We start from the raw sequence: 25980 nt of genomic DNA on the forward strand, positions 1-25980 counted from the left end.
TGTGCTTACAGAAGGTAGCGGCGGGCGATCAGCCCTTCGTCGCTGTCCACTTCGAAGTCGACCGCCAGCGCGCGGCCTTGGTGGTCGATCTGCAGGTCGATCCGCCGGACCAGGCGGACACCGGGCACCGCGGCTATGCGCGAGCGGAAGATCGCCTCCAGCGCCGCGCGATCCGGCGCCTTGACCAGAACCTGCTCGAGGTACGGCACGCCCACCGTGATGTCGAGGAACCATTCCCCGAGGAACGTCAGCAGCGTGACCTTGATCTGCTGGGCGATTCGCTCGGCGCCGTCGATCAGGGAGGTATCGCCGGCCGGAGACAGATCGAGGTCGTGGCCGGCGGTCAGTGCTAGATCGAGTGCCATCACTGCTCCGGTGTCGACGTCTTGCCGCCGATGCTGTCGGTATGGCGGTGGCCATCCTCGACGATGCTGGTCGAGCGGATCGTGCCGCCGGTATGGTCGATATCGCCGGTGATCGTCGTGCGGCCAGTTCCGCCCGCCCCTGCAAGACCCTGCATGTATGTCAGCAGCTTCTCCATGGTCACCTCCTGCTTGAACACGGTCACCATGTCCACCGTGAACGTCCCGGGCCCGACCAGCGTGGCATCGCCAGAGGGGGACAGCTTCAGGGAGCAGGCGCCGTACTGCACGCTCACGTTGACCGTGTCGGCAGCCGCGGCGCCCGGCCGCATGACCGGCGTCGCGAAGGCGTCGGAGAGGTCAAACTGCCGCGGATCGTCCGGTGGCCCGTCCGAGCCCGACAGCCAGTTCTCCAGCGCGCGTTCGGAAAAGGACAGCTTCACCGGGTCGCCCGGCTTGAGCGGCACCGAGATGAGCGCCACCGCCCCGCCCACGTCGCCGATCGGCCAGCACACCGGCACCTGCACGATCTGCGGGGCGTCCAGCACTTGGCCGCTGGCCAATTGCTTCGGCAACGCCGGCCGCACCACCGCCGTCTGCCCGTCGTAGCTTACGATCACGCCCGGCAGGGTCGTATGGACCTCGGACAGCTCGGTCGCGATCAGGCGGCGCAGTTCGGTGATGTCCATCATTTCTTCTTCGGTTTGACGGGCGCCTTGCGGTCGACCAGATGCAGCTCGGTCTGCCAGTCGCCGCCTTCGGAGTCGCCGGTGTGCTTGACGTTCTCTGCGCGATAGAAGCCCTCGGCCGACCGGCTCTCCAGCTTCACCAGATCGCCGGGATTCACCTGCGGCAGCAGCAGCGATCGCACGCGCCAGCCGTCGCGCTGCTGCTCGGCGCTGACCAGGTTGGCGCGGTTGCCCGTCCGTTCGTCCTTGACGCGCGCCTTCTCGCGCGCGCCCTCGCGAGTGCGTTCCGGGTAGCCGATCAGGCCCGAGTCGGCGGCCAGCACCACCGCCTGCCGCAGTGTCGTGCCGCGCTTGGGCACCACCTGCAGGGTCTGGTTCTGGATCGACCATTCCAAGCCGGTGCCCTGCACCACCTTGTGCAGCGCTTGGCGCGCCGGCCCGTAGAAGGAGAAGCCGTTCTGCCAGGCGCGGTCCGGCACATCCCTCGCCATCACCAGCGGCAGGCCCATCTGCTTGGCGATGTCCGTGATGATCGTTCGAGCCGTGGCGCCGGGCCCATAGCCGAGGGATACCGCGGTGTCGCGGATCTCGACGTAGCCGTCGCGCACCTCGAGCTCGGTCACCACGTCCGGTCCGTCGAAGTAGCTGTAGGCGAAGGTGATGGCGCCGGCAGCCAGCAGGATCGGGCCATCCTCTTCACCGTAGCCGGCGTACAGCACGCAGCGCAGGTCCGGCTCCTCGATGCCCTTGCGGGTCGCCGGGGCGAGGTTGAAGAAGCGGATCTTGTGCGGGTTGGGCTGTTCGCTGGCGTCCTTGTCGATGTCGAAGGTCACCCGGATCGGGGGCTTGATCTCGATGCCGGGCCGGCCGGCGGGGCCGATCAGCGCGCGGTAGACCCTATTGAAGCGTGCCATTGGCCAGTTCCTCCGCCTCGACGTAGATCAGCGCCACGTCGCCCGACGGTAAGGCCTCGCGACTGATGTTGTCCCGCCGATCCGGCGCCAGCGCGACCAGCTCGCCGGCCGGCACCAGCAGATGCCGGTATCGGTCCAGCAAAGGGGTGTCGGGCACCAGGGCAATCCCGCTCACGATCACCTCGTTGTAGGCGTTCTCGATTGCGAGCGTCCACAGCTCGGCCTCGCTGTTCCAGGACAGATGCAGGAAGAACGTTTCGCCGTCCAGCACCACCTCGGTCAGGCTGTCGTTGGCGTCGAGCACCGGGATCTTGATCATCAGCGTCCCCAGTGCACGTTGCTCGACAGCCGGGAGCGCTCCTGCGCCGTCGGCTCGGTCCCGCTCACCTTGCCGGCCTTTGTCTTGGTCGCGCCGGCCTTTCCCTTCGCGCGCCCGCCTGAGGCGGAGGTGGAGACCTTGTCTGGCGGGATCTCGGCCGTGCGAAGTGTCGCCTTGCGGATGCGCTTGAACTCGCAGGCCAGATGCAGGAATTCGCCCTCCCCGTCCCGGCTGACCTTGCAGGTCTCCATCACCATGTCGGGATAGGTGTCCAGGCCCGTCACGACAGTGGTGGCCGCGCGCTCCGCGTGCATGGCGCGCAAAGCATCCTTGGCCGTGATCAGCTTGCTGCGGCCGCCGGCGCCGAACAGTTCCGTATCGGCCGCCGTCACCCATCCGGACAGAGACAGCCGCTCCGACTCCTGGACGATGTGGTCGGAGATCGGCGCGCCCTCCTCGACGGCGTACTCGGTGGCGCGGCTGTTGAGCTCCGTGCTTTCGTCGAGCAGCGCGTCGAGGGTTATCGCCCCGACGCTGCTCTTGGCGGTGCCCAGCGAGAACACAAGGGACACAAAGCTCATGGCATGGCCTCCACCATCGGTACCGCGACGCCGGCGGTACTGGCGCGCGCGCCGGCCAGCGCGCCCGACACGCCGCGCTGCGTCGCCGCGGCAACGGTGGCCGGGTTGGCGTTCGGCGCGTTCACCGTCACCCCGGCGATGTTGTTCTGCACCGTCACCGATCCGGTCGCCACGCCGGCGCGCTGAACATCCGCGGCGCCGACACCGAGCACGTTCCGGCTTACCCACGAGGCTCCCGTCTTAAGCCAGTCCGGTGCGAGGCTGCTGAACATGGATTTCGCCTCTTCCAGCTTGCCGGTGATCCAGGTGGAGATGGACTCGCCGATGCCCTTGATCCAGGCAACGATCGAGTCGTAGGCCGCGCCGGCGCCAGCGGTGATGCTGTCCCAGGCGTCAGCGCCCCACTTCTTGATGTCGTCCCAATGCTTGTAGATGGCCACGCCGGCGGCGGCCACCGCCGCGACGACGGCCGCGACCAGCAGCGCTGGCCAGCCCACAATCGCGGCCAAGCCGGCCACCAGCATCCAGGCCAGGCGCAGCACGAGGCCGAAGCCTCGCCCGAGCAAGAGCACGCCTTTCCCCAGCGTGAACACGAGTTGCAGCACCCGGAACAACGGTCCGCTGAGGCCCAGGATCAGCACGCCGATCGTGCCCCACTTGCGCAGCCATGGCCCCAACTCGTCATTGAGGCCGCCGAGCTGGTCCTTGATCCACGCCAGACCATCGCGGATCCGGTCGATCCACTCCTGCCATTCCTCGACGCGCCCGATCAGGCCACCGGTGACCGACACGCCGCCGCGCAGCCAGACGAGGATGTCCTCGCCGATCAGGTAGAGGCTGGTCAGTAGCGCCGCCATCCGGAGGTACGGCCAGAGCGCGGCCATCGACAGCGCGCGCAGCCGCACCATGGCGGCCTGCAGCAACGTCGCGGAGCCCGTAGCGCCGACCAGGGCCGCGCGCAGGCGCACGAGCCCCCACGACGCGCCGATCAGGCCGATGACGACGAGCACCGAGCGGAGATTGCGCGCGACCAGCGCAACGGCGCCGGCGAAGGTCTCCGCCGCGCCGGTGGCCTTGTTGAAGCTGGCGATCTCGCGGCCGAGGGCGTTCTTGAGGACGACCATCGCGCCGCCGAACGTCTTCGGCATGCGCTCGAATTCGGCGTTGATCTTGTCGGCCTGCTTGAGCAGCCCCTCGGCCAGTTGTTTGCTGGTCAGCTTGCCAGCCTTGCCGAGGTCGCGGAGCTCGCCGACGCGCACGCCGAACGCCTCCGCAATGGCTTCGGCCAACCGCGGTGCCTGCTCGATGATCGAGTTCAGCTCGTCGCCACGCAGCGACCCCGACCCCAGTGCCTGGCCAAGCTGCATCAGCGCGGCCTGCTGCGAGCCGGTGTCGCCGCCGCCGATGGTCATCGTCTTGGCGATGATCTCGGTCAGGCCGAGCGACTGGCGCAGCTCCAGACCGAGATCCTTTGCGTTGCGCTGCACCTTCTGGAACAGGTCACCGGTGGCGGTGTATTCCTGCCGCGCGCGCTGGGCGATGGCGTAGATCTCCTCCAGCGCGGTCTTCTGCTCCTGGACGCTGCTGGTGGCAAGTCCGACGCGGCCCTCAACGCTCGCCCATTCGTCGGCAATGCGCGCAGACGAGATGACAGACACACCCGCTAGGAAGGTGCGCACCGCGCCGGCGATCGCACGGTATCCGGTGGCCATCTGCTCGACCTGCCGCACGCCTTGCGCCTGAGCGCCGTTCAGCGCGCGCTGGCCGGCCACCACCTCTCCGATACCCTGACGGACACCGTCGACGAACCCGAGGCCAAAGTCGCGGACATTGCGCACGCCGGCGCCGATCTTGCCGAGCGCGGTGCGATAGGCCTCCTGGTACCGACGCAGACCGGAGTTGTCCACCTGGTACCGCAGCACGGTCACCAGTTCGCGGATCGCATTCATGGCTTACCTTTCGCCTTCTTTGCCGCTCGCTCCTGGGCGGCTTCCTGCGCGTCCATCAGCGCGTTCAGCTTCAGGAGGTCGGCCAGGTCGACCGCGCCGGCTCGGATCTCGCCCAGCTTGACGTGCCCCGCCATGACGGGGCGCCAGATCACGAGTTCGCGTTCGAAGTCGGGCCGGAACCGCCCGACAGCTTCGCCGCGAGACCTTGGACCGGTCCAATACGGCCGGCCCAGCGCAGAAAAAAATCCGCGAAGTTGTGGCGGATGATGTGGAACATCAGCTCCAGGATGTCGCCGGCGTCGCGGAACGCCAGGGCGCGCATCTCCTTGGTCAGCTTGGACTCGCGGCCGTTGATCGACACCGCGACGAACTCGGGATTGAACAGTCGGTCCGCCCAGGCCGTCAGCGAAGCGCCATCCAGCTTGCCGGACAGCTCGCGAATGGCTTCGGCCACCGCGGCGTCTGCTTTCGCGTCCGCCTTCGCCTTGGCATCGCCGCCTTTGTCCTCGGCGAAGACACCTTCGAGGAGATGCCCGACGGCCGGCAAGATGTCCCGCTGCAGGTCGCCGAAGATCTGCAGGGCGACGAACGGGTCGATCTTGCGAATGATGAATTCGGCGTCGCCGATCGTGACGTTCAGGATGTGGGCCATCAGCTGTTACCCCCGACGAAGTAGGTGCTGCTGCCCGTTTCGATGGTCCATTCGCGCTCGCCCACTTCGGCGCCGAATTCCGCGTTCGGGCTCTTCACCACCCAGGCTTCGGACGAGTTGAACACCGTGCGGCCGCGCAGGTCGGCAATGGCGATCGGGAAGATGCCGCCACCGCCGCTGAGGCGGTCCGCGGCCAACAGCGCCGAGAGCACGTCGTTACCGGCGCTGGTCTGCTGCAGCGTGATGGTGACCCGGCAGCGGCGATCGCTGGACATCGCGCGCGCGACTTCCCCGTCGGCGCCCACAGTCGAGGTGACGCCGTCGCCGATCTCCTCGATATTGATGAAGGTGTCTTCGGAGAGGCCGCTCAGCGTGGCCGCCGCGACAGTGACGATGACCCGCGCGGGGTCGTAGGTGTGGACGGTCATAAGCGACTCCGATTAGAGCGAGTAGGTCAGGTTGCCGCGGATGGTCACGGCATGGATGGCGCCGGCCAGGCGCGCGGTGAACGAGACGTCGTTCAGCACCCGGTTGGCCTTGTCGTTGAACGGCACGTTGGCGGACAGCGGCGCGCTGATCGTGTACGACGGGATCTTCCGCCCGTCCTCGTCCAGTTCCTCCGGCGCGATGCCGTTCCGGGCCACGCCCAAGTCGAGCGCCTTGCGCATCGCGGTGGTCACGATCGCGATCCCGGCATCGGTGTACGGCACCTTGCCGTTGGCCGACGCGTTGACCAGCGCCGAGACGACGTTGATCTTGATCTGCTCGGCCAGCCAGTCGCGGAAGCGGATCACGTCGATCCATTCCCCGGCGGCGACCTTGCCGCCCTGCGTGATCGCGAAGTTGCGGAACGGCTCGAAGGTGTTGGCGTTCTTCGCGCGCGCCGCGATGGATGCTCCCTCGGCCAGGTTGTCGACGGTGATGCCGGCCAGCCGCACGTTCGCCCAGGTCTCGCCGCCCGGATAGATGGTGAAGCGGTTGCCCGAAATCGCGGCTTCCAGCCATTCGGTGCCCGCGGCGGCGTGATACCAGAGGTGGGTGCGGAAGTACTGCTTGTCGCGCAGCTTGCTCGCGATGTCGGTGTTCGAGCCGGGATCCAAGATGCTGGCCTGGCTCGACGACACGCCGAGCAGCTTCTCGTTGGTCTCCACCCATTCGGCGGCCGCCAGAATGTCGGCTTCCGCGTGGCTGTAGAGCACCACACCGTACCAGTCGTCGTTCTGACGCCGGCACGCGGCCAGCGCCTCACCCAGCGGCTCGGTGCTGGTCGGCGTCTGCAGCGCTAGGTTGCCGGCCAGGCTGACAGCGATCGCCTCGCCGTTGACGTTCGGCGTGATGGTGACCACGCCGCCGGTGGTGGTGGTCGATACCGGCGCGGCAGTCGCCTCGATGGCAGCCGCAAGCCCTTGGGCGATCAGCGTGTCAGTGTCGGCCGCCAGGCCGGTATAGGCGGCCGTCGCTGTCTGTGCCACGCCGTTGGCGTCGTACCAGCTCAGCGACACGGCGTATTGCGACTCGGACGCCCGGGTGACCGCCACATCGATATCGTCGACAGCCTGGCGGCCGACGAAGCAGCGATTCAGCGTCGGGATCTGCTTGAACACGTCGCGCACCGCGGCGTAGATCGGCGACGTGCTGGGCAAGCCCATCTCCAGCAGCTCGTCGGCCTCCGTCACGGCGATGACGCGCGGGAGCGACAGAGCATGGGGCCCGATCACCAGCAGGTCGGAAAAGGACTGTTCCTTGATCGCCGTGGTGCTCAGGCTGATCTGGACGTTGACGATACGGTCGAGGTTGGCCATTCGCGGCTCCAAATGAAATCGCCGCCCGGAGGCGGCGTCGGTCTTCTATTCCACGCTGGCGTGGATCGTGATCGTTGGACCCGGCAGCGCGCCGCCGTCCGTTGTTCCGGTGATATTCACCGTCTCGATGACGCCGACCTCGTCGGGCAGCGTCGTGGTGTAGTCGATGGTCAGCTCGAGTACGGCACGGGGCTCGTACGTCGTGGCGTCGCGCAGCACCGGCACCTGCCGAAGCTGGCCAACGGCCGTCACGGCCAGGTCGAGCTGCTCGGCGCGGTCCAATGCCGCCTGCATGTGCAGGCGCTGGCCCAGAGCGTCGAGGGCGTTCATGCAGCCCCAGCCGAAGCACTGCAGCTCCACCTGTGCGGAGCGGTGCGCGGAGACTGCCTGTACGCCGGCGTCGTCGACCGGGCCGCGATGAACCGGCAGTCGGCTGGCCGGATTCACGCGCAGGGCGATGTACGGCTTGGCCGGGCGCGGTCCGTTCTCGTCTGCAAAGATCACGGGCGCGGTCGCCGCGGTGGTGATCAGGTCGTAGATGGCCTGCTCCGGCGTCATGGCTCGACCTCCAGCACGGCGAGATAGCGGTAGTGCGAGATCACGCCCGATTGCCACGGGCTGACGGCGCGCACCAGGTAGTTGCCGGGTCGCGGCCCGTGCGGCCAGACGACGCGATCGCCGTTGGTGTCGTCGGCACCGGCCACGGTCAGCACCGCGTCGGTGTAGACGCGCACCATCGCCTCCACTCGCCGCCCTTCCGGCAGCGCCTGCAGCGTGTCGTAGTCGGACAGCGTGGCCGGTTGAACGGATGCCATGATGGTGTCTGCTGGGCCGTCCGGCCCTTCCACCCAACGCCCGCCCACCCACTGCCCGGCGGAGCGCCGGATCACCTGCACGGGTCTGCGAAAGCTGCTCATAGCTTCTCGTACCGAATGGCGTTCAGCATCGTGCCGTGGTCGATCAGCGGCGTGCTGCTGCCCTTGAGCTTGACGGTGGCCGGCGCATTCGGGACTGCCCAGGCCGGCGACTGCTGAACGTGCCGCTTCTGGTGCTTCTCGACCCAGAGGCCAAGCGTTTCCATGGCGGTGGTCGGGCTGGCGCCAGCGGCAACCGCGTCGGCCTGCCGGTCCATCGCCGTGCCGAGCACTGTCCGGTTCTTCTCGAAGAAGTCCCGCACGAACGGCCGGGCCGGAATGGTCTCGGTGCCGTACTCGTTGAAGATGGCGATGTCGAGCAGGTCCGTTCCGGAGTTCGGGTCCTTGCCGGCGTCGGCCTGGATGCCGACCTTGACGCCGCGGCCGCTCAGCTTCGACATGCCGCGCACGTACTTGGCCAGGCCCCGATCAATGACCTTCACAGCAGCAGCCATGACGGTGCCTCCCGACGGTGATGGCGCCGTACCCGCACAGGTCGGCGAGGCGCTTGTACTGGCCGTAGAAGCCCAACGGATCAGCAACGCCGTCGGCGCCCGCCGTACTGCCGAACGTCCGCGCGAGATCGCCTTCCTTCTCGCTCACCACACCGGGCCGGATGACGGCGCCGCCGTCGGCGGTCTGCTGCATGCGCTGGTACAGCAGCCACGCCGCATACCAGGCTTGTGCCTCATCCTGCTTGGCTTCGGGCAGACACGACGGCCGGTAGGCAGCCGCCATCGAGAGTGCCCGATTCTTGTCCGCCTCCGCGGCCTCCGCCACAGCCGGCGCCAGGAAGTCGAGCAGCTCGATGGTGGCCGCCATGGCTTACTTCCCCGCCGCGTCGAACAGCGCCTGCAGATCGGCCTTCTTGGCGTTGTCCGGGAAGTCGATGCCCAGCTCGGTCAGCGCGGCTTTGAGTTCAGCCACGGTGGCCGGCGAGCCGTCACCTTGGCCGCCCTGCTCTTGCACAGGCGCGTCGGGCACTTCCTCGAGCACGCCACGCTTGAGCAGCGCCGAAACGCCGGGCGTCTTCAGGTCGATGTCGGCCGAGCCCAGCGGCGGGATGATGGTCGTGCCGCGGATCGACACGACGTGCGTGGAGACGTTCTTGACGTTGGCCATGTCAGATGCCCTCCCCCTTGGTCAGCGCCAGCGGGTAGTGCACGGTGACGCCCGCGGTACGCGCCAGGCACGGCACCACCAGTTCCAGGTTGCGCGCCTGGGCCGGCAGTTGGTTGAACGGCATAACGAGATCCAGGTTCAGGTTCTCGGCGCTGCGCTCGTAGAAGATCGCGACGTCGGTACCGCCCGCGCCTGCACCGGTGAGCTCGGGGACTTCCTCGAAGGCGAAGCCCGGGTGCTGCTTGATGAAGAACTCGGCGACCGTCTGGCCGCCGGAGTCGGGAAGGCGCTTCGAATACAGCGCCGCGTGCTGGGCGCTCGGCACGGCACCGATGTTCGGGGTGTGCACGCCCTTGGACTGCACGCGCACCGTGTTGTAGAGCGCGTTCAGGTCCGCCAGTACCTCGTCGGCCGTCGTGGTGGGGTCGTCCCAGTTGCCATTCAGGCCGGCCGTGATGCCGATGTTCGGGTGGTTGACCAGGCCGTAGAGCCCATAGTCCGCGTCGCCGACCATGGCGATCTGGTTCAGCTTGATCTCCACGGCCCGGCGCGCCGCATCAGCCTTGCGGGTCGGCAGGTTCTGGCCCAGCGCCACGCTGGCGCGCAGCTCGTTGATGTTGTAGCCGTAGCTGTCACCGATGTCCTTGACCCGGATGGTCTTCTCGGTGCCCTTCACGTCCGCGCGCGGCAGGTCGTCGGCGTAGTTGGCCACGATCTTGGCCATGCCGACTTGGTCGTACATGCGGAAGGTGACGGTCTCCGCCCACTCCGGCACGTCCGTCTCGATCGGCACGAGCTGCAGGCCCTTCATCGGCGGCAGCTTCTTGTTGTAGACGCGAGCCTTGACGTAGTCGAGCTGGCGCGCCGTGAAGATCGACTCGTCCTCGCGCAGGCCGCCCATCTGGGGCGCGATTGCGCGGACGCCAGCCAGATCGGCTTCGTCGTAGTGCAGGTGTTCCATGGTTTTCCCTCGCGGAAATGAAAAAGCCCGCGCGCGGCGGGCTCTTGTGGTTCTGGATCTGGGGTTACGCCGCGGCGGGCACCGAGAACGGGTTGTGCAGCTCGACGGCCACGATCTCGACGCCATTGCTGGTCGTCACCTTGGCGCTGCGGAACACCGCGTTCGGCAGCGTGTTGGCGCCCGCGTCGGAGACCGTGCCGTCGGCGGCGAACTTGACCGGGCCGTCCTTGGTCACCGCGGCGGCCGGCGTCACGCGCGCCCACACCAGACCGCGCGTCATGACCGAAGCGCAGTCGTACTGCACGTAGGTCTGCGCCGTGATCGTGTGCGATTGCAGCGTGATGCCGCGCACCTTGGTACCGGGGCCCGGAACGAGCCGGCCCTGTGCGTCCGTGCCGGTCACCACGCCGATCGGCAGGTTGCCCGCGACGGGAAACGACTCGACGCGGTCATCGCCCGAATCCACCTTCATGCCCGCGAAGGCGACGTCCTGATAGTTCTCGTACATGGTCATTCACCCCCACGCTGTTGCGCGATCATCTTGCTGCGGGCGGAAGCCGCCGATTGCGGCTGGCCATCCTTGCCGTCCATGTTGGTCTTGGTCTGCATCTCCTTGCGCTGGCTCGCCAGTGCGTCGGCGCGCTGGCCCTTCTCCGCAACCGCCAGGTCGTAGGCCGCCTCGATGTAAGCGTCGGACTTGCCGGCTACGTCGAAGCCGTCGCCGCGGACCGCCTTGATCACGGCGACGCGAATGTCCTTGTCGGCCATGTCCTGCTTGATCTCGACGCCGTGCGTCTTGGCCTCGGACTCGAGCCGGGTGCGGGCCAGCGCCTGCGCCAGACCGTCGGCGCGCGCCTGCTCGACATCCTTCTCGGCCTTCTCGGCGCGGGCCTTTTCGGTGTCGGCGCGGGCTTCCGCGCTGTCGGCGCGCGTGGCCTCGGCCTTCACCTTGGCCCGCAGGGCCTCCAGTTCCTGGGCAACCTCGGGCGCGGCGTCGTACGACAGTCCCGAGTCCAGGCGAACTTTCACCATATTCATGGGTTCGCTTTCCTCATCGTTGGTCAAATCGGCATCCGCCGCGTCCAGATTCAGGCGGGCATTCCCCGCCCGGCCAGCTTTCACCAGGGCCAGATGGTTGATGCGGATGTTTCGCTGCACCGCGTCGTACCGCTGCCCGTTCCACTCCCCCGGCGTTTCGTCGAGGTCGAGGGTGTAGCCGAGGGACAGTTCCTTCTTGCCCTCGGCGATAGGCGCGGTGTCGTAGATGACCACCTCGCCCACCATGTTGTCGCCGTCCTGCCGCCCCTCCGTGAGCACGGCGCCAACGGTGTGCTGCTTGGCGTTGCGCGCGGTCACCAGGCCGGGATGGCCGTTGGTGATCGGCTTGCCCTTAAGGCTGGCCAGCGAGTCGGCGTGGAAGACCTCCTCCGGCGGCCGGAATTCCAGCCGCGTGGAGCCGTCAGGGTTCTTGTACGGAAAGATGCCGGTCCGGGTCAGGATCGGCGTGTCCGTGATGAACCCCTCGCGCGTGCTCGTTGCCTTGAGCGGCGCGGTGTCGAATCGCATCACCATCGTTTTCACCTTCAGTGGACGATCAACGCGTCCAGGTCATCGAGATCGGGCAGCACCGGCTCGGCCCAGCAGCGACAGCGGATCGGCTCGCCGGGGTGGCCGTCGTCCGGTGGCATGTCCCACGAGATCACCTTGCCTTCCCGGGCGACGTGGGCATCGCGCTCGCGCGCGTCCAGCGTGCCGCGCCACCGGTATTCGGAGACGCCGACATTTGTTTGCCGGTAGCCGGTCAACCGGCCATTGAGCTTGCCGATCTGGTCTCGCGCGATCAGCTCGGCCCGCTCCATCGGCAGTCGGTAGGTGTCCCGCACGAAGGCGGTCAGGCTGCGCAGCGACTCACCGCGCGCGACGGCGGCCACGATTCGGCCCTGCAGGTTGTCGAGGTACTGCGTCGGAATCGACTTGATCAGGCGCAGGTTCTCGGCCTCCCAGACACGCATCAGCGGCCCGATGCCAGGCTCGGCCGTCACGATGTCGACGCCGTAGGCGCCGCGAAGCAGCGCGTGGAACTGGTTGCTGTTGAAGGCGTCCACCCGGCCGGCGAACAGGTCGATCACGTTGCGCAGCGCCTCGTCGGAGACGGCAGCGGCGGCCAGCGCCTCGGCGAATGCCACCTCGAGGGCCGTGTACCAACGGTCGTCCTCAGGCGGCCGGTTCAGGTCGTCACTTCTGACTTGGGCCAGCGCCGGGATGATGTAGCGCTCTGCCGCCTGCACCGTCCGGTCGGCAAAGCCCTGAACGGCCCGCACGTACTCCCGCTCGATCGCCGCCGGATGCAGCCACTTCTTAGGTCTGCGTGGCGTACTGCGTGGCCGCCGTCCGGCTCCCTTCAGCGCGTTCAAGTCCATACCTGCCTTCCGCGACCAGATGGTCCTTGCCCTCTTCCTCGCTGATCACGCCGCGGTCTATCAGGCCGCCCAGCGCGTCGGCTTCCGCCTTCTCGGCTTCCGCGTTGGCCTTGCGCACCTCCGCCTTTTCCTTGTCGGTCGGGCTTTGCAGTGCAGGCCAGCCGATCGACCACTGGTCAACGTTCTTGGCGACGCTCTTCTGCGCCAGGATCAACGACACCAGCCGCTCCAGCGCCGGCGTGCCGCGGTTGCGTTGGTAGTTCTCGACCATGTCGTAGAAGCCGTCGAAGTCGGCCTGGCCGGTCGAGTTCATGCCGGCCGGAGAGCGGCCGAACAGCAGCGTGACGGGGATGCCCGTCTCTGCCGACAGGGCAATCTGGAACTCGGCGACCACGTCGCGGACGCCGCTGACGTTGGTGTCCTCGATGCGGTATTGGTCCTCGCCGTCGACGGCCACGGTATTCAGCACGTTCCGCACGGCGTCGACCAGGCCGATGCGCTTCTGCACCACGCCTTCCATGTCGGCCTGGATCAGCTCGGCCAGGCCCTTCATGCCGTAGATGGCCTGCTGCTTCCGCTCAAGGATGCTCAGGGCCCAGCGCAGCGACTGCCGGTACTGATTGATGACGGCATAGGGGCGCGTGACGGCGCTACGGCCGGCCCACGGGATACCCTTGATCGCCGCCATACGCCGCGGCAGCGGATCGCCAGAGATCGGAATCAGGCGCGTCTCATGGACAGTGAACTCGCCCTCGGCGACACCGGTGACGTTCACCCGAACGCGGTACCGCTCCGGCGTGCCGAAGTTGGACTTTGTCGGGTCGAGGTACCGATCGTCCGTCGCGCTGATGTCGTCCAGGTCGAAGACCTTCAGCTCTTCGATGCTCCGCAGCCCACCGACATTGAGGGGATCCCGCAGCAGGCCGCCATCGTCGGCGACCAGCAAGATTGCCGCGGCGCCGGTCAGGCGCGCCCACCGGATGCCGTCGGCCAGGGCCGGCAGCGCCTTGAGGCGATCCAGCTCATTGGCCACCACGCTCTCCGTGTCGCCCTCGATGGTCACGCCGCGCGCGACAGCCGCGTCGGCCGGCATGTCGACGACCCTGCCATACAAGCCGCCCGTGGCGTAGAGCTCGATCGCCGACTGCGGCACGAGCTGCGGCGCTAGGGCGCGACTGCCCAGCAGCGCCGATTCGTATCCGTCGAGTCTCATAATTGTCAGCTTGCGAGTGCCAAGTGTCGGGCCAGCATTGCCATGGCGCCGCCGTCGGCCAGCGCATAGACCGCGCTGTCGCCTTTGTCCGGGCTGCGGCCGATCCGCTTCTTGATTTCTTCCTTCGACTCGACCTGAATGCCGCGCGCAGTCATCTTCCACCGCGGCGCGCAGAGGTCGGCGGCCAATTGCGGGTCAGGTGGAAGCGCCAGGTCGTCGCCGTGTACTGGGTCCAGTGCTTCCCGCATCCGCCACCACCACTCGGCGCGCTTGTTCACGAAGCCCAGATGACCGGTGCGATCCTTCGCATCCGAGCCCTCAGACCCGTTCATGGCGACGGCGTAGACCTTGATCTTGCCCTTCAGGATGTCGTACGGGCTTGTGCCGACGCCGATCACGTCGATGTTGACTGCCGTGCGTGCATGGCGCAGCAGCAGGACTTGCGCCGCGACCGCCTCCCCGTCTGGCGTCTCTTTGCCGGGAATCGAGACTTGGGGGGCGAACCAGTTGCCGTGCCGCGGCGACAGGATCGTCTTGTCCTGCCCGCCGCGCGCCACGTCCACGCCCAGCGCGGTCATTGGCGCGTCGCACTCCGGACGCTGGACCCAGCGCCTCTGCGCCATCCGGACCCATTCGCTCGGGATGATCTGCCAGCGGTCATCCTGCCGGCCCGCACCGAAGTCGCCGTACAGCATCTTGCTGCGCAGCGGCTCAGGCAGGGCCTGCAGCTTCGCCACATAGCCGGAATCGGCATAGAACGGGTTGTCCGTGACCCGCGCCGGGATGAAGGTGCGCGTCAGCGGCCGGATGATGTCGACCTTCTTGACCTTCTGCGGGTCGAAGTCATACACCCGTTGACCATCCACCAGGATGAACGGATCTCCGGTCTCGCACTCGTGCTGTTCGCCGTCGATCGACGCGAACCAGCGCAGTTCGCCGGGTGCGGCCGGGTTCGGATGCGCCGGATCCAGCCACGGCGCGAACCACTTGTTCAGCCAGTCGCCGGTGGCGTCCGTCGGCGGGTTCGAGCAGAGCAGCACCTGGCAGTGCTGGTCAGGATCTTCGCTGCGGTTCCAGCCGGCGATGAACTCGACCTGAGATTCCAGGAAGTTGGCCGCCTCGTCGAAGACCTTCAGATCGTGCGGCCGGCCTTGGAACTTGTTCTTGTCGGCTTCGTGCTGAACCGATCCGAATTCGATGATCCGGCGCTTGCCGGCGAATTCGCAGCGCCAGACCTTGTCGCCGTACTTGCCGTACTCGCTGTACAGCTCTTCCGCCCGCTGCAAGATGCCCTTGAGCTGCGGAAACTCGCGCCGCAGGATCAGCGATCGCTGGTGCTGGGTCAGCGCCTTGCCAAGCGCCAGGTCGGTCTTGCCACCACCGGCAGCGCCACCGTAGAGCAGCACGTCTGCCCGGCAGGCGTAGGCCATGGACTGCGGACCGGGCAGCGGCTTCCAGTTCAGCCGGTTGCGCGCCTTAAGTGTCTGCAGCAGCGCCAGCTTGTCGGCTGCGCTCCAGTTGCGCCAGTTCTGCCTCGATTGCTGCATCGATGTCTTTCATGTCGGCAGGCGTCGGTGCGTCGAGGCCGCGAATCTTGCGGATCGCCGCGACAGCCGCGCTGGCCGCCTCGACGATTGTCTTGATTTCTTTCGGGTCCCTCGCCTCGCCGGCGCAGGCCTCCAGGTTCGCCAGGCACAGCCGATGGATGCGCAGGCCGCGCTCCATGTCGTCGATGTCCTGGCGGGCCGCGCCGGCGATGGTTTCACGGGTTAAGCCTGAAACTTCCGGTGAAACTCCGCCCTCGGCGGACGGCGCCGCGCCGCTGAAATGCGCTTCCACGAGGGCGCGCTTGGCGGTGCCGGGGTTCCGGATCCACCCCTGCGCCTTGGCTCGCTTGTTGATCGCGGTATGGCTGATGCCGTGCTTCGCGGCAATCGCGGTCACGGGCTCGGTGCCGGCGCGATAAGCCGCCTCGACGGCAACCCAGTCGATGTCCTTTGCTTTTGCCATGGGAATTCAGGAATGCTGCTGCCCGCCGCCGTGAGATGCCCGCGCCAGCGCGCAGGAGGAGACCGGCTTGTCACCACGTCAGCAGCTGCCGGTGTTTTGCCCCACCGCCGGCCGGGAGAAGACCTCGACTCCGATCGAGACCGTGAGAACGAAAAAAGCCCGCCGAGGTATCCCTAGGCGGGCCTGAAGACAGCTCGATGGTTATTCCCAGTGGACTGCGATAGGCGCCATCAATTCGACAAATTCCTTCGTGTCTTTAAAATAATTCTTGAAGGCAGTAGCAACTTCATTGGGCTTAGATGCCCGCACGAAGACCACATCGTCGTCCGGATTGTCACGTTCGATTTCGTCGCGACGGGAAAGAGCTTGCTGAGTTCGCCTGAACGATTCCGCTACGAGCCTGTCCTGAGCAAAATGCAACACGACATTCTTACCCCGCGGGATCTCTACCCTCTCAATGTCGAGCACGCTTAGCCGGTGGAAAAGGCCAAGCTCCATCTCCAATACCGTTAGCTCTTCTTCTAGCCGCTGATCCGTGATATCAGGTACCGGCCCGGTCATGTCCTCATACGTTCGTGCCAAAAATTCGCTGGCCAACGTGAAGAACCTCTCTCGCAGTGGGTCGGCTCCTTGATCGAACTTCACGCGCTTTTGCTCAATGAAGTCACTAATTTCGACCGCAGTCGCCCAAGTGTGCTGCACCCGCGTGCGGTATTGGATCTCCACGCGCAGGCCGTTGTAGAGGCTGCCTGCCTCAGAGAGGACCCGATATCGGAATACATCGTGCATGCCCCTGTATCCGGTCGGCTTGGGATTAGCCAGGTAGTCGTACTTCCCGTCGCTTTCGTACTCATGCAACGCGCGGGACCTGTGCACGATGTCTCGAAATTCCAGGAGCTCCTCGATAGATTCAAAGATCAGCCGGCAGCCCGCGAGATCGTGCATCGTCGACAAGTCTCGCGCGCGCCCGGTAGTGAGCTTGTCAACGATCGTGTTCTTACGCTTGAGGCGCTGGGCAAGGGTTACATTCCGCGCCCCGATATGCCGACGGAGGTTGTTCTGGAACGTGTTCAGTACATAGGCGTGGCTGTTGCGCCAATTACCAAAGACGGCCCAATCCTCAGGAGAAGCGGTACCAGCTGCGATGCGCTTCCCGGCTGTACGGACTCTATTGGGCTTGAAAATTGGGGGCACGAATGCCATCGGATCTTAGCGAGCTTCGCCGTACTTTGATATCGATAGCCAATTTTACAGTAAGCCCTTGTCACCAACCTCAGGACAGCGGCAGAAGAGAAAAGCCCCGCGCGGCACTAACCGGCGGGGCTTTAGGCACTCTTGCTGCGAGTCTGGCGAAAATCTATACCGCTTGTCGCAAAAACGCAAGCCCTTTTTCGCCGCTATCCCTTATGCCGCAAGGCATTCCGGCTCATCGCACGTTGCACGGTCCTCGACCAGGCCGTGCGCCACGAACTTCGGCTCCAGCCGGGCCAGCGCCAGGTTCTCCAGCGCCCGGTAATGGGCGTCCATCCACTTCGCCGCCCGGAACACCTGATCCTTGCTGACCTCGTGCTTCTCCGCGATCGCGCGGAAGCTGTACCCCTCCTTCCGGTCCCGCGGCAGGTAGTGCCGCGCCGTCAGGTCGAACAGCAGCGTGGTGGCCGTCAGCCCGCATGACCGGCGCGCGAACAGCGCCAGCCGCTTCATGCCGCCGACCTTCTCCTCGCCCACAGCGAAGCGGGCCCAGATGGCGGCCATCTCCTGGCTGGGCAGCCGGTCGCGCACCGCCGCCGTGACCATGCTGCACTGGGCCCGGATCTCGTCCGGGGTCAGGCCACCGAAGTTCACCGTCCCGCTGCCCGTCGTGCCGCGGAGCTGGTCCAGCCACGCCTGCTGCTTGTCGGTCGGGTGGTCCAGATCCTCGAGCATCCGGATCAGCATGTTCCGGAACGGCGCGCCTTGCCGCGGCGGCATGGACAGCACCAGATAGGACACGTGCAGCGCCTGCTCGGTGCTCCTGAAGATCGCGTCGCTCATTGTTCGATTTCCCCATCGTCGTAGTGCTGGCAGCGCCGGCCGTGGTGTCGGCGCTTGCCGTTCGGTAACAGCTTGATGCAGGCCCTGACCGTGGTGCCGAACAGCGTGGCCGACCGCTCATGGACGCAGCCCTTGCAGCTTCGCGCCTCCGCGCGCTCGTAGACCTCGGCCGGGTCGCGGTACATGTGGGCGGGCAGCGTCATTCGCACAAGCCGTAGGCGGATGCACACGCCGTCGGCTCCTCCAGTTGATCGAGAAGGTTGTACTGCCGGCCGCCCCTCGTGGTCTTGCTCCACTCCACCACGGCGTGGATCGTCGAGTCCTGTCCAGAATGTCCCTGCGTGCCCATGTGAAAGAACGACACTGGCGAGCGCGGGCGACAGACCGCCGACACCAAGCGCTCCCATTCGGCTATCCGCTCGATCTCGGCCGGAAACCGAAGGGCGATCTGCCGAAGTTCGGCTTTGCTGCAGTTGATGCACGGCATGCAGCCGACGCGGTCCATTCCCTGGAGGTACAGCGGGTTAGGCTTGACACCAGCCAGCTCGTGGGCCTGGAACACGTCCCGAGCGGTCCAGCGCAAGATGGGGCGGTAGTTGAAGAGGCCGCCGCCGACTTCCTGGAAGGACTTGACGCAGGCGCCGGTGCCTTGGAGTCGCTCTCGGCGCGACTGGCTTTCGTCGATCCGGACGCCTTGCCAGGACCAGACAGCGTGACCGGCGTCGAGAAGATCAACCGCATAGGCCGTCAGCGGCTGAGTCTTCAGGTAATCCGTGCAGTACTGGCGCTTGCGCGAAGGGAAACCGCCCTTGAGCATGCACATGTCGAGGTAGGGATTGCCGGTCGGATGCAGCAGCTCCAGCGCGCGAGCTGCGGCGGCCGGCGTCCAGGCGTACTGGAACTTGCGCCGGCCATAGACCACGCTCTCCGGCTCCCCCGCAGCGATGCGCGACAGATTCGCGCGCTTGGTCGCAAACTCGTCAGCGAAGTCTGCGCGAACCACATCGACCTTGATCCCCAGCGCCGCGGGCAGATAGTCGAGCGCGTACTCATACGTCTGCTCGTGCTCGTTCCCGGTGTCCGCGAAGACGAAGCGGCAGTCTGCGCTGCCATGCTGCTCCAGCGCTAGGATGGCGGTGGCCGTGCTGTCCTTGCCGCCAGACATGGAAACCACGTGGACAACGCTCATGCATGCACCCCATCGAACGTGACGCCGAACTCGTTGGCCGCGTGCGCCTGCACCTTTGCCAGGTACTCGCTGAACTCCCCGACCGACATATCGCCGGTTGACTTCCGCGTGACGCGCGTGCGCCCATCCGGGAGCCGGAGCTCCACCTTCACGCCGTAGACGTCCGCGAAGTACTCGTGCCAGGTGTCCTTGCTGAACTGCTGGCCGTCGACCCACGCCTGCTCGGCGATGTCGCGCAGCACGACGCCCCAGTAGTACCGGTTCGCCTCGGTGGTGCGCCGGCGCTCTTCGGCCGTGACAATGAGCCGCAGCGGCGTGCCCTTTTCCAGGCAGGCCGCGGCGTTGGACTTGATGAAGGCCAGCACCGTCGGCCAGATGCCGGGGCTCTTGAGGGTGAATTCGCGGTAGAGCGTTGCCATGGCTCAGGCCTCCACCGAGCGCGCCAGCTTGACGCCGCGGTTCCAGCGGCAGTTTTCGGCGCGGTGGCCGAAACCCCCGCAGTAGCAGCAGTAGCCGTTCCAGGTCAGCATCAGGCAGCCTCCTTCGCGTCCAGTTCGATTCGGATTCGGGTGTTCTGCACCAGGTCGCGCGCGTACGCCGCGGTCATCTGCATGGCCTCGGCGCGCAGCGCGCCCAGCGCCCCGCGCGCGGCCGCGACGTCCGCCTGCTCGAGCGGCATCGCGTAGCGCAGCTTCCTGGCCAGCACCAGCAGCGGTTCGACCGGTACCGCGCGGCCCTGCCGCTTGGCGTGGATCTCGAAGGCGCAGGCGACGCCCTCCACCGCCGGCGCGGTCTCGTACCAGCAGCCGTCGTTCGCGTCGCGGAAGATCGGCACGCCGGCGGCGGTCGCGGTCACGGCGCCGTCACGCTCCAGGCCGTCGAGGATGGTCTCCAGCGGCCGGAACACAGCGTCGACCTTCCACGGCTCGGTGCGCAGCTTCACGCCGGCGCCGTTCCAGCTGGGGCGATACGGCTTGCGCGGCTTCTTGCTCTTGGCCATCACGCAGCCTCCTGTGCGCGGGCGTACTGGAGCAGCGCCAGCGCATCGGCGTGGTTGTCGTCGACGACGCGGTGGCCGCGCGCGCGCATCGCGGCGATCATGGCGTCCTTCTTCGCGTTGCCCTTCCCCGTCGCAGCCTTTTTGATGACGGTGACCGGCACGGCGATCAGCGGCACGCGGTTGCGATCGGCCCAGGCCTGCAGGTGCGATTCGAAGCCGCCGTAGACGTGGGCGGCCTGCACCGCGGTATGGCGCAGCACGCGCTCGTAGTAGATCGCGTGGAGTTCGCCGGCCTGCCGTGCGCGCTCGCCCAGCCAGGCCGAGAACTTGAGCCAGCGCTGGCCGGGTCCCTCTTGCCGCCGCGGCGCGAACGACTGGCTGCCACTGTGCACGGTGCCGTCGCGCATGCCGAGCGCCCAGCCGGTGGTGGTGCCGATGTCGATCGCCAGGATGTTCATGTTGCACGCCGGCGTACCCAACGCTGCGAGGTCATTGCGTTTTGAATCAGCGACTTGGTCGGTCGCCTCGTCACGCGTCACGGTGTCGAAAAAGTCAGTCATGGAATGCCTCATTCAAAGCCGCGCGAAGCGTTGGGCGGCCGCTTCGGTGGCGCCGGATGCCAGTTCGTCGCAAGTGTTTCGAATCGGGTCTGCGCGCCGATGTAGGCCAATGCAACTCGGCCAGGCTGGCCCTGCCGGTTGAGCGCGACGTCGACCTCGCAGATGCCCTTGTCCGTGGTGTCCGGGTTGTAGACCTCGTCGCGGTACAGGAACATCACGACGTCGGCGTCCTGCTCGATCGCGCCGGAGTCGCGCAGGTCGGACGGCTGCGGCCGCTTGTTTGGCCGGCGCTCGAGCTCGCGGTTGAGCTGCGACAGCAGAACGATGGCGATGTCCAGTTCCTTCGCCAGCGCCTTCAGACCGCGCGTGATTCCTTCGATCTGCGCATTGCGGTTGTCGCCCTCGCCTTCCATGAGCTGCAGGTAGTCGATCACCAGCACGTCGAGCCCGGCGCGGCGCTTGACCTGCTTCGCCTTCATGCGCACGTCCAGCAAGCGCAGACCGCCTTGGTCGTCGAGCCACAGGCCCATGCTTTCCAGGACGCCCATCGCCTGCGATAGTCGGTTCCATTCGTCGTCCGCCATACGGCTTGGAGTTAGCAGGTTCGAAAGCGGGATGTGGCCGATCGCGGCCAGATTCCGATCGTCCAGCTGCGCGCGCGGCATCTCCATCGACAGCACCAGCACCTGCCGGCCGCGGGCGGCATGGCGCGCCAGGCCGAGCGCGAAGGCGGTCTTGCCCATCTTCGGCCGCGCGGCAACCACGATCAGCTCGCCCGGCCGAATGCCACCGTTGAGCAGTGCGTCAATGTCGCGGAAGCCGGTCGAGATCGCCCGAGCGCCATCGGTCTCCCGGGATTGCAGCGTCCGCGCGTATTCCACGAGGCTGGCCGACACGTGCGTCGGCTCCTTGCGCACGCGAGCCTGGGCCAGCGCCTCCAGTTGGCTGGTGGCGCGGTCGATCAACGCCGGCGATTCGTCTGGCGAAGCCTTCGCCTCCTGGGCAAGCTCACTACCGAGGACCAGCAGCGCGCGGCGCACCGCCCTCTCGCGGACGATCGCGGCATGCCGGCCGACGCTTGCGGTACCGGGCGTGTTCTGCGCGAGCTCGGTGAGGTACGCCAGGTCGGCGGCGCCTTGACCAGCAGCCTTCAGGCGTTCGAACACGGTGATGCAGTCGGCCGGCTTGCCGGCCTGGATCTGGCGCGACAGCTCGGCAAAGATGGCGCGGTGATCGCCGACGGTGAAGTGCTCCGCCTGCAGGTCACCGATGCGGTCGAAGCACTCGCTGTCGATCAGCAGCGCTCCGAGCACGGCCTGCTCGGAAGCCACCGCGGTAAGGCGGTCATCGTGGCCCGGGAGTGGCATGGGGGCGTTCATGCTGCCTCCGCGTGGACGCGCCGTGCCTGTTCGCCGACCGTGGTCAGCACGACGTTACCGTCGCCGGCGATGTACCAGAGCTTGAACCAGTTGCCGCGCACAGACTTTCGGTGCACTGCCGGCCAGTCCTTGTACCGCTTGGCGTCAGGCAGGCTGTACCGGGCCTTGAACTCGAGCCAATGGAGGCGGAGGAATTCGAGCGGGATGCCCGCTTGCTCGGCGTAGGCGAAGACGGTGTCGTCCTCGGCGATGGGCTTTACGCCCTGCTGCTTGCAGGCCTTCAGGTAGGCCGGCAAACCGATAGCCGAGCGCTTTGGTTTCTCGGCCTTGTCGATCGGCCGTCCATTGCCCCCTTGGGGGGTATGGGGGGTAGTTCTTTCCTGTTCCTGTTCCTGTTCCTGGTTTCGAAACGGTTTGGGTAACCGTTCGCCAAGGGTTTCGAAAGGCTCTCTAACTTCGGCCGGAAATTTCGGCGCGAAATCCCGCAGAGCCCGCGCCAATACTGGCTTTACGGCGCAATCGTTGGGTACCTGGTGGAACAGCTTGGCCGCTGCCTTGCCTTGGTTCGGGTTCTCGATCTCGTTCCACAGACAGAACTTGTGGATGACCACCCATTTCGACCCTTCATCACGAGCCGCGAAACCGTTCCGAAACAGTTCGTCAAACCGTTCCGAAACCGTTTCGATGGGCCAGCGAAGATCCTCGGCGACATAGCCGTCAGGAAGACGGAACGCGCCGATCATGTTCGTGTGTGGGCTGCTGAGGAGATAGAGCGCCAGCACCTTGCCTTGGTCGCTCAGCCCCAGGAAGCTGGGGTCTGACCAAAGCGCAGTGGGCATCTTGCCGTAGTCGCGCATCTGCTACCTCAATACCTGCGCGGTGCCCGGGCTGCCCAGCAGCTCGGCGATCGCTTGTTTCGCTTCAGCGCACAGCTGCATGCGGACGTCGGCCGAATTGGCGACCGTCATCCGGTGCAGCAGCTCATTGATCCACGCGATCTGCGCGCGCTGTGCCTGCTGTGCGTCCATGGTGTCCATCAATGCTTCGTGTTCTGCTCGACCAGCACGTCGAGGTATCCGACGGTGGCGAATGCTTGGGCGACGCGTGGATTCCGCATGGCCTTGGCCAGTGCCTTGGTCATCTTCAGATCGTCTCCACCGCCCTGCTTCATCGCGTCTTCCATGGCCTTGGTGGCCACTTCGATCGCTTCTGTGTCCGTCATGCATTCCTCGCCGCCAGCACCGCTTCCATGATGGTCAGGGCCCCGCGGTGCATGAGGTACTGGCTCAGAATCCGGTTGCCCAGCACGCGCTCGACGTCGGCGATCTTGTCGGCCGGCAGCGAGCGGCGCGGGTTGCCCTTCGCATTAAAGGCTTCGCGCTGGAAGTAGTCGCTGACGTGAGACGGGTAGAGATCGGCCAGAGCGGCCAGAGCCTGGAGCGTCAGACCATGCTGCGTCCGCCGTTCCCACGCCAGAGCGCAGGCGTCTCGGTACGTCGAGCACGTCGCGATCTCGGCATCGGGCAGAAAGCGCCCCTTGCCGGTGGTGAAAAACGCTTGAGACCCAGTACTGACGCCGGTTTCCGGCTCTTCAGCTACCCGCATTTGTTGTTCTCCTGATTGGCAAAAACAATCGGTTCCACAGTTGCTTCCACAGTTGGCCCGAGGGCCAAATGAAGGCGTCGACCTGCGACGCCTTCACCACTACTAGGGTGCGTACCCACAGTCATGGAACAATCGAGACCTCTGACCTTCTCAACCGCCCACGAAAGGGATACGCATGAACTTGAGCATCACCCTCGCGATAACTCTCGCCGGAGCCGTCCTCACCTTCGCGTGGAAAGAGCCCCGCATCTATCTACGTCTTCAGCGCCGCTTCGAACTGATCGTTGCCGTGGCCACGCTGACGGGCTTGGGATGGGTCGCCGGGATGTACTTCACCGCTCAGGCCGCATCCGGAAAACTGGCAACGCTTCCGCAGGACCCCAAAGCAATCGAAGGGGCAAAACACGTCATGAGCGGTCTGACGTGGGTAAACGACGCTTCGCTCTACGTTTCCGCCCTGATCGTTTTTCTGTTGCTGCTCGAGTCCGGGGCGACACTGTTGGCCCAAGAGATCATTCGCGACCGCCGTCGACCTGGCGACCAAGCCGCCGTAATGAAGCTGGATCGCGACGATCGCGATTAACCAAGTCGTCCGTTCCAGCTTTCTGCTTCGGCGGCCGTAGCGCTCCAGGCGCAGAAGCCAGAGAGACAGTCCTCGGGTACGCGTCATTCGAATCGCCTCCAGGCCGGTACCTGTTGCCTGGCCGGGGGTGAAAGGTGCTTTGTGCCGCGGAAGTCGATTGCAGGCCAACCGCCGACCGGCAGCGATGCCACCAGGCACGCCGCGGCGAGAATGAGTACGACCGCCAAGAAGGCCATCACGCCGCCTCCTGCGCATTGGCCTGGTGCCCCGTCCCTCGGACGTAGCCCCAGTCGACCTTGTCGTTGAGCTCTTCGCAGGTCACTAGCCCTCCGGTAAGGCGTTCGATGACGGGGCACTGCTCCGCCGAAATAGGTCGCTTGCCGGCGAGCCACTGGTAGACCAGGCCTTGTGAAACGCCCAACCGCTTGGCGAAAGCCGATTGGCTGGTCTTTGTCGAGTCGAGGTATTCGGCGAGTTTCATACCCGAAATACTAGCATCGCTTGTGCATATGTCAACAGCGCTGCTGGTTGTCACGCCCACTAGCATTGCTACACTCCCGCGCATGAATCGGCCCTCCACTACCCTCGAGCCTTGGCAAATCGAAGATGCCGAGCGATTGAAGTCCCTCTTCGCCGAGCGGAAAGGAAAGCTCAGCCAGGAAGAGTTCGGCAGCCGCTTTGGCATCGGGAGCCAGTCCATGGTGTGGCAGTACCTGAATGGCCGCCGGCCGCTGAACATCAAGGCGGCCACCGGGTTCGCTCAAGGTCTGGGGGTCGGGGTGGGTGATTTCAGCCCGCGCCTAGCTGAAGAGATCCGGCGCGCCTCGACCGCGGTGGTCGATACCGTTCCGACCATTGGGGCGGCCGGCGAAAATGGATCCCGACCGGTCGATCGGCTGACCCGCGTGATGGCCGAGCAAGGCCTTGACGCCGAAGGCTTGGCGAAAGTGCTGGAAGTCGAGGTGCCGGTCGTCCGTGGATGGATGGAGGGCGACGGCGTCAAAATGCCCCTGCATCACGCGGTCAAGTTGCAGGACACCTTTGGCTACAACCCGGCATGGCTTATAAACGGCAAGGGGCCGACCAAGGTGCAGGCTATTCAGCCCGCCCAGCACGATGAACCGGGCCTCCCGCTGGACACCGTCCCGATTCCAGCGGGCGCCTTTAGACGAATACCAGTAAGAGGAATGGCACAGCTCGGAGACAACGGACACTTCTGTGAGATCGAGTACCCAGTCGGCGACGGAGACGGGTTCCTCTACTTCCCGACCTCAGACCCGGATGCCTACGGGCTCCGCTGCAATGGCGACTCAATGCGGCCGCGCGTGAAGCACGGCGAGTTCGTGGTGGTCGAGCCCAACCGAACCGTAACCAACGGCGACGAAGTTCTGGTCCGATCGGTTGATGGCCGCGTCATGGTCAAGGAACTGGCGTATGTCCGGGATGGCGTCGCCAACCTGGCGTCGGTCAATGAGCGGCACGGCATGCTGCGCATCCCCCTGGAACAGATCGAGCGCATGCACTACGTGGCCGGCATCGTGAAGTCGTCTGCTTGGCGCCCGGATTAAGCCACGGTTCCGGTCCATCCGAACCCGCCCTATGGCGGGTATTTTTTCGCCCGTCGCTATTGACACAAGCAGTGCTATTTAAACAATCAATCGAAATCAACAAGCGTTGCTGTTGATTGATTTGATTAGCGTTGCTAGTATTTCTCCATCGACG

The 25980-nt window shown here is 65.9% G+C and carries 37 protein-coding genes; 2 read left to right on the plus strand and 35 right to left on the minus strand.

Annotated elements, in window-relative coordinates; all coding sequences use genetic code 11:
* Positions 1–5: 5 nt before the first annotated feature.
* From M1D55_RS19330 to M1D55_RS19495, 34 genes are all read right to left on the minus strand, one after another.
* Positions 6–365 (minus strand): hypothetical protein, encoded by a 360-nt coding sequence (locus M1D55_RS19330; protein ID WP_456281589.1) that lies wholly within the window; start codon positions 363–365, stop codon positions 6–8.
* The gene (locus M1D55_RS19335; protein WP_456281590.1) at positions 365–1054 is read right to left on the minus strand and encodes a Gp138 family membrane-puncturing spike protein; all 690 of its coding nucleotides are present in this window, start codon (positions 1052–1054) and stop codon (positions 365–367) included. The genes M1D55_RS19330 and M1D55_RS19335 overlap by 1 nt, the downstream gene beginning before the upstream one ends.
* Positions 1051–1965: a phage protein gene (locus M1D55_RS19340; protein WP_456281591.1), complete on the minus strand. Its 915-nt coding sequence runs from the start codon at positions 1963–1965 to the stop codon at positions 1051–1053. The genes M1D55_RS19335 and M1D55_RS19340 overlap by 4 nt, the downstream gene beginning before the upstream one ends.
* Complete coding sequence (locus M1D55_RS19345; protein WP_456281592.1) at positions 1949–2284, minus strand: phage baseplate plug family protein; 336 nt, start codon at positions 2282–2284, stop codon at positions 1949–1951. Before M1D55_RS19345 ends, M1D55_RS19340 begins: the two co-directional genes overlap by 17 nt.
* The gene (locus M1D55_RS19350) at positions 2284–2865 is read right to left on the minus strand and encodes a phage baseplate protein (RefSeq protein ID WP_456281593.1); all 582 of its coding nucleotides are present in this window, start codon (positions 2863–2865) and stop codon (positions 2284–2286) included. Before M1D55_RS19350 ends, M1D55_RS19345 begins: the two co-directional genes overlap by 1 nt.
* Positions 2862–4814, minus strand: coding sequence for a tape measure protein (locus M1D55_RS19355; RefSeq protein WP_456281594.1), 1953 nt, complete (start codon positions 4812–4814; stop codon positions 2862–2864). The genes M1D55_RS19350 and M1D55_RS19355 overlap by 4 nt, the downstream gene beginning before the upstream one ends.
* Positions 4811–4948 (minus strand): hypothetical protein, encoded by a 138-nt coding sequence (locus tag M1D55_RS19360; protein WP_456281595.1) that lies wholly within the window; start codon positions 4946–4948, stop codon positions 4811–4813. The genes M1D55_RS19355 and M1D55_RS19360 overlap by 4 nt, the downstream gene beginning before the upstream one ends.
* 14 nt (positions 4949–4962) lie before the next feature.
* Positions 4963–5466, minus strand: a complete 504-nt coding sequence (locus M1D55_RS19365; protein WP_456281596.1) for a phage tail assembly chaperone — start codon at positions 5464–5466, stop codon at positions 4963–4965.
* Positions 5466–5894 carry a phage structural protein gene (locus M1D55_RS19370; RefSeq protein ID WP_456281597.1) on the minus strand — a complete coding sequence of 143 codons (429 nt, stop codon included), beginning with the start codon at positions 5892–5894 and terminating at the stop codon, positions 5466–5468. The genes M1D55_RS19365 and M1D55_RS19370 overlap by 1 nt, the downstream gene beginning before the upstream one ends.
* A 12-nt stretch (positions 5895–5906) precedes the next feature.
* On the minus strand, positions 5907–7268 hold the full coding sequence (locus M1D55_RS19375; RefSeq protein WP_456281598.1) for a DUF3383 family protein: 1362 nt from the start codon (positions 7266–7268) through the stop codon (positions 5907–5909).
* A 45-nt stretch (positions 7269–7313) separates the two neighbouring features.
* A complete protein-coding gene (locus tag M1D55_RS19380) occupies positions 7314–7826 on the minus strand; it encodes a phage neck terminator protein (protein WP_456281599.1) in 513 nt (170 codons plus the stop codon).
* A complete protein-coding gene (locus tag M1D55_RS19385; RefSeq protein WP_456281600.1) occupies positions 7823–8083 on the minus strand; it encodes a hypothetical protein in 261 nt (86 codons plus the stop codon). Before M1D55_RS19385 ends, M1D55_RS19380 begins: the two co-directional genes overlap by 4 nt.
* A gap of 98 nt (positions 8084–8181) precedes the next feature.
* Positions 8182–8637, minus strand: a complete 456-nt coding sequence (locus tag M1D55_RS19390; protein WP_456281601.1) for a hypothetical protein — start codon at positions 8635–8637, stop codon at positions 8182–8184.
* Complete coding sequence (locus M1D55_RS19395; protein ID WP_456281602.1) at positions 8612–9004, minus strand: DUF4054 domain-containing protein; 393 nt, start codon at positions 9002–9004, stop codon at positions 8612–8614. Before M1D55_RS19395 ends, M1D55_RS19390 begins: the two co-directional genes overlap by 26 nt.
* Positions 9005–9007: 3 nt before the next feature.
* Complete coding sequence (locus tag M1D55_RS19400; RefSeq protein WP_456281603.1) at positions 9008–9304, minus strand: HeH/LEM domain-containing protein; 297 nt, start codon at positions 9302–9304, stop codon at positions 9008–9010.
* A gap of 1 nt (position 9305) precedes the next feature.
* Positions 9306–10265 carry a DUF2184 domain-containing protein gene (locus M1D55_RS19405; protein WP_456281604.1) on the minus strand — a complete coding sequence of 320 codons (960 nt, stop codon included), beginning with the start codon at positions 10263–10265 and terminating at the stop codon, positions 9306–9308.
* A gap of 64 nt (positions 10266–10329) precedes the next feature.
* Entirely contained in the window at positions 10330–10773 is a 444-nt protein-coding gene (locus M1D55_RS19410; RefSeq protein WP_456281605.1) for a structural cement protein Gp24, read from the minus strand.
* Positions 10774–10775: 2 nt separating this feature from the next.
* Complete coding sequence (locus M1D55_RS19415; RefSeq protein WP_456281606.1) at positions 10776–11837, minus strand: DUF2213 domain-containing protein; 1062 nt, start codon at positions 11835–11837, stop codon at positions 10776–10778.
* Positions 11838–11848: 11 nt separating this feature from the next.
* Entirely contained in the window at positions 11849–12685 is an 837-nt protein-coding gene (locus M1D55_RS19420; RefSeq protein WP_456281607.1) for a phage minor head protein, read from the minus strand.
* Positions 12624–13898 carry a phage portal protein gene (locus tag M1D55_RS19425; RefSeq protein WP_456281608.1) on the minus strand — a complete coding sequence of 425 codons (1275 nt, stop codon included), beginning with the start codon at positions 13896–13898 and terminating at the stop codon, positions 12624–12626. The genes M1D55_RS19420 and M1D55_RS19425 overlap by 62 nt, the downstream gene beginning before the upstream one ends.
* Before the next feature lie 5 nt (positions 13899–13903).
* The gene (locus tag M1D55_RS19430) at positions 13904–15445 is read right to left on the minus strand and encodes a terminase (protein ID WP_456281609.1); all 1542 of its coding nucleotides are present in this window, start codon (positions 15443–15445) and stop codon (positions 13904–13906) included.
* The gene (locus M1D55_RS19435) at positions 15375–15908 is read right to left on the minus strand and encodes a hypothetical protein (RefSeq protein WP_456281610.1); all 534 of its coding nucleotides are present in this window, start codon (positions 15906–15908) and stop codon (positions 15375–15377) included. Before M1D55_RS19435 ends, M1D55_RS19430 begins: the two co-directional genes overlap by 71 nt.
* Positions 15909–16109: 201 nt before the next feature.
* Positions 16110–17111 carry a RelA/SpoT domain-containing protein gene (locus M1D55_RS19440; RefSeq protein WP_456281611.1) on the minus strand — a complete coding sequence of 334 codons (1002 nt, stop codon included), beginning with the start codon at positions 17109–17111 and terminating at the stop codon, positions 16110–16112.
* A gap of 201 nt (positions 17112–17312) precedes the next feature.
* A complete protein-coding gene (locus tag M1D55_RS19445; protein WP_456281612.1) occupies positions 17313–17942 on the minus strand; it encodes a hypothetical protein in 630 nt (209 codons plus the stop codon).
* On the minus strand, positions 17939–18145 hold the full coding sequence (locus tag M1D55_RS19450) for a hypothetical protein (protein WP_456281613.1): 207 nt from the start codon (positions 18143–18145) through the stop codon (positions 17939–17941). Before M1D55_RS19450 ends, M1D55_RS19445 begins: the two co-directional genes overlap by 4 nt.
* Positions 18142–19131, minus strand: a complete 990-nt coding sequence (locus tag M1D55_RS19455) for a phosphoadenosine phosphosulfate reductase domain-containing protein (RefSeq protein WP_456281614.1) — start codon at positions 19129–19131, stop codon at positions 18142–18144. The genes M1D55_RS19450 and M1D55_RS19455 overlap by 4 nt, the downstream gene beginning before the upstream one ends.
* Positions 19128–19550: a recombination protein NinB gene (locus M1D55_RS19460; RefSeq protein WP_456281615.1), complete on the minus strand. Its 423-nt coding sequence runs from the start codon at positions 19548–19550 to the stop codon at positions 19128–19130. The genes M1D55_RS19455 and M1D55_RS19460 overlap by 4 nt, the downstream gene beginning before the upstream one ends.
* 110 nt (positions 19551–19660) lie before the next feature.
* Entirely contained in the window at positions 19661–20131 is a 471-nt protein-coding gene (locus M1D55_RS19465; RefSeq protein ID WP_456281616.1) for a hypothetical protein, read from the minus strand.
* Complete coding sequence (locus tag M1D55_RS19470) at positions 20131–20589, minus strand: hypothetical protein (RefSeq protein WP_456281617.1); 459 nt, start codon at positions 20587–20589, stop codon at positions 20131–20133. Before M1D55_RS19470 ends, M1D55_RS19465 begins: the two co-directional genes overlap by 1 nt.
* A gap of 110 nt (positions 20590–20699) precedes the next feature.
* Entirely contained in the window at positions 20700–22070 is a 1371-nt protein-coding gene (gene dnaB, locus M1D55_RS19475) for a replicative DNA helicase (RefSeq protein ID WP_456281618.1), read from the minus strand.
* Positions 22067–22927 (minus strand): hypothetical protein, encoded by an 861-nt coding sequence (locus M1D55_RS19480; RefSeq protein WP_456281619.1) that lies wholly within the window; start codon positions 22925–22927, stop codon positions 22067–22069. Before M1D55_RS19480 ends, dnaB begins: the two co-directional genes overlap by 4 nt.
* Positions 22928–22930: 3 nt before the next feature.
* Positions 22931–23107 (minus strand): hypothetical protein, encoded by a 177-nt coding sequence (locus M1D55_RS19485; RefSeq protein ID WP_456281620.1) that lies wholly within the window; start codon positions 23105–23107, stop codon positions 22931–22933.
* Positions 23107–23292, minus strand: a complete 186-nt coding sequence (locus M1D55_RS19490) for a hypothetical protein (protein WP_456281621.1) — start codon at positions 23290–23292, stop codon at positions 23107–23109. Before M1D55_RS19490 ends, M1D55_RS19485 begins: the two co-directional genes overlap by 1 nt.
* Entirely contained in the window at positions 23289–23675 is a 387-nt protein-coding gene (locus M1D55_RS19495) for an XRE family transcriptional regulator (protein WP_456281622.1), read from the minus strand. The genes M1D55_RS19490 and M1D55_RS19495 overlap by 4 nt, the downstream gene beginning before the upstream one ends.
* A 175-nt stretch (positions 23676–23850) precedes the next feature.
* On the opposite strand from M1D55_RS19495, the gene M1D55_RS19500 reads away from it, so the two are divergent.
* On the plus strand, positions 23851–24258 hold the full coding sequence (locus M1D55_RS19500) for a hypothetical protein (protein ID WP_456281623.1): 408 nt from the start codon (positions 23851–23853) through the stop codon (positions 24256–24258).
* Between the two features lie 235 nt (positions 24259–24493).
* Here the strand turns inward: M1D55_RS19500 and M1D55_RS19505 are convergent, their stop codons facing one another.
* On the minus strand, positions 24494–24739 hold the full coding sequence (locus tag M1D55_RS19505; protein ID WP_456281624.1) for a YdaS family helix-turn-helix protein: 246 nt from the start codon (positions 24737–24739) through the stop codon (positions 24494–24496).
* 82 nt (positions 24740–24821) lie between these two features.
* Between M1D55_RS19505 and M1D55_RS19510 the strand changes: the two genes are divergently transcribed.
* Entirely contained in the window at positions 24822–25826 is a 1005-nt protein-coding gene (locus M1D55_RS19510; RefSeq protein ID WP_456281625.1) for a LexA family transcriptional regulator, read from the plus strand.
* Positions 25827–25980 lie beyond the last annotated feature (154 nt).

Source organism: Cupriavidus sp. JZ107 (assembly GCF_053903255.1).